4 protein-coding genes are annotated in these 2,708 nt (G+C 65.4%); all 4 read right to left on the reverse strand.

Annotated elements, in window-relative coordinates:
• Positions 1-83: cbb3-type cytochrome c oxidase N-terminal domain-containing protein (locus AC07R7_RS25885; protein ID WP_494637246.1), on the reverse strand; the 83-nt coding region annotated here is incomplete at its 3' end.
• Positions 83-250 (reverse strand): cbb3-type cytochrome c oxidase subunit 3, encoded by a 168-nt coding sequence (locus AC07R7_RS25890; RefSeq protein WP_099578182.1) that lies wholly within the window; start codon positions 248-250, stop codon positions 83-85. The genes AC07R7_RS25885 and AC07R7_RS25890, both read right to left, overlap by 1 nt.
• Complete coding sequence (ccoO, locus tag AC07R7_RS25895; protein WP_492841991.1) at positions 247-990, reverse strand: cytochrome-c oxidase, cbb3-type subunit II; 744 nt, start codon at positions 988-990, stop codon at positions 247-249. The genes AC07R7_RS25890 and ccoO overlap by 4 nt, the downstream gene beginning before the upstream one ends.
• A gap of 9 nt (positions 991-999) precedes the next feature.
• On the reverse strand, positions 1,000-2,646 hold the full coding sequence (gene ccoN / locus AC07R7_RS25900; protein WP_494637244.1) for a cytochrome-c oxidase, cbb3-type subunit I: 1,647 nt from the start codon (positions 2,644-2,646) through the stop codon (positions 1,000-1,002).
• Positions 2,647-2,708: the final 62 nt, after the last annotated feature.

Genomic DNA, 2,708 nt, shown 5'->3' on the forward strand with positions numbered 1-2,708 from the left:
TTGTCCAGTTCGCGGATGCCGTCCCACTCGTGGCCGGTGGTCTCGACGCCGGTGACGTCGTCGGTCTTGCGTTCGGAAGCCATCAGGAGAGCTCCTCGTCATCCAGCGGCATGCGCGCGGCGTGTTGGAATTCGGCCTTCTTGGAAGGCCGCAGGGCATAGGCGACACCGGCCAGGAAGATCAGGCCGAAGTAGATCAGTCCGCCCTGCTGGGCGAAGCGCGCCACGGTTTCGTAGGAGAGCTGGCTCATCGCTGGTTCTCCGGGGCCTGGGCCTTGTAGGACTTGAAGTCGACCTGGGTCCCGAGCATCTGCAGATAGGCCACCAGGGCGTCCATCTCGGTGATCCTGTCGGGATCGCCGTCGAAGTCGCGATTGACCACCTTGGCCCCGTAGCGGCCGCGCAGGGCCACCGCGTCGGTCGAGTACGGATCGGCCTGGGCCTCGAGATCCTTCTTGGCGTTGGTCAGTTCGTCGGCCGTGTAGGGCACGCCCTCGGTGCGCAGCACCTTCATCCGGTCGACGATGTCGCGATAGTCCAGGTCCTTCTCGGCCAGGAACTTGTAGGGCGGCATCACCGACTCCGGCACCACCGAGCGCGGGTCGATCAGGTGGTCGCGGTGCCAGGCGTCGGAGTACTTGCCGCCGACCCGGGCCAGGTCGGGCCCGGTGCGCTTGGACCCCCACTGGAACGGGTGGTCGTACATGCTCTCGGCGGCCAGGCTGTAGTGGCCGTAGCGCTCGACCTCGTCGCGCAGCGGGCGGATCATCTGCGAGTGGCACAGATAGCAGCCCTCGCGGACATAGATGTCGCGGCCGTTCAGTTCCAGCGGGGTGTAGGGGCGTACGCCCTGCACCTTCTCGATGGTGCCCTGCAGCCAGAACAGCGGGGCGATCTCGACCAGCCCCCCGATCGAGACGACCAGGAGGATGCCGACGACGAGCAGCAGCGAGTGCCGCTCAAGCTTGGCGTGTTGCTTCCAGAGAGACATCGGCTGACCTCAGGCGATCGCGGTGGCGGGAGCGGCCGTTTCGTCGGCCGGCTCGACGGAGGGCGAAGCGATCGTCTTCCAGATGTTGACGATCATGATCAGGGCCCCGGACAGGTACATCAGCCCCCCGACGGCGCGGATGACGTTCTCGATGTGCTTGGCCGAGACGGTCTCGATGAAGCTGTAGGCCAGGAAGCCCTGGGGCGTGTAGGCGCGCCACATCAGGCCTTCCATGATGCCCGACACCCACATCGCGGCGATGTAGAGCAGGATGCCGGTGGTCGCGATCCAGAAGTGCCACTCGATCAGCTTGGTCGAGTACATGTCCTTCTTCTTCCACAGCCACGGCACCAGGCAGTAGACCGCGCCGAAGCTGATGAAGCCCACCCAGCCCAGGGCGCCGGAGTGCACGTGGCCGATGGTCCAGTCGGTGTAGTGGCTGAGCGCGTTGACCGCGCGGATCGACATCACCGGGCCTTCGAAGGTGCTCATGCCGTAGAAGGCGATCGACACCACCATCATCCGCACCACCGGGTCGGTGCGCAGCTTGTCCCAGGCGCCCGACAGCGTCATCAGGCCGTTGATCATGCCGCCCCAGCTGGGCATCCACAGCATGATCGAGAAGGTCATGCCCAGGGTCTGGGCCCACTGCGGCAGGGCCGTGTAGTGCAGGTGGTGCGGGCCGGCCCAGATGTAGATGAAGATCAGCGCCCAGAAGTGCACGATCGACAGGCGGTAGCTGTAGACCGGACGCTCCACGCGCTTGGGCACGAAGTAGTACATCATGGCCAGGAAGCCGGCGGTCAGGAAGAAGCCGACGGCGTTGTGGCCGTACCACCACTGCACCAGCGCATCCTGCACGCCCGAGAAGACGCCATAGGACTTGTGGTTCAGCAGACCCACCGGAATGGCGGCGTTGTTGACCAGATGCAGCAGGGCGATGGTGACGATGAAGGCCAGGTAGAACCAGTTGGCCACGTAGATGTGGGGTTCCTTGCGCTTCCAGATCGTGCCCAGGAACACCAGCAGATAGGCGACCCAGACGATGGTCAGCCACAGGTCGGTGTACCACTCCGGCTCGGCGTATTCCTTGCTCTGGGTCGCGCCCATCAGATAGCCGGTCGCGGCCAGCACGATGAACAGCTGATAGCCCCAGAACACGAACCACGGCGCGATGCCGCCCGCCAGCTTGGCCTTGCAGGTGCGCTGCACGACCCAGAACGACGTGGCGATCAGGGCGTTGCCCCCGAAGGCGAAGATCACCGCCGAGGTGTGCAGCGGCCGCAACCGGCCAAAGTTCAGCCAGCCAGCCTCGGGAAAGTAGAAGATCGTCGGCCAAGACAGCTGGGCGGCGATCAACACCCCCACCAGCAGACCCGCCGCGGCCCAGAACATCGTGGCGATCACCCCCGCCTTGATGACGTTGTCGCTATAGCGGTCGGGATGCTCCACCAGCGTGCCGCCCGACAATCCCGCGTTCAGCACGAACGCGGCGATCACCCCCGCCAGCGCGATGGTCTCGGCCTGCAGCCGGAAGATCGGATCCTGGCTCAGTCCCGCGCCGAGGATCGCCAGGAACGCGCCTACGGCCGAAACTATCAGTAACGCGCCCGACCCCGCGGGGGGCCTGGCTTGGGTGTGAGACGGGGCGGACATGCAGACTCCCTGCGGCGAACCTAACCCCCCTCCTGTCACGCACCGCAGGCCCAGGCTTTGAT

Source organism: Caulobacter sp. GW821-FHT05F04, assembly GCF_059419665.1.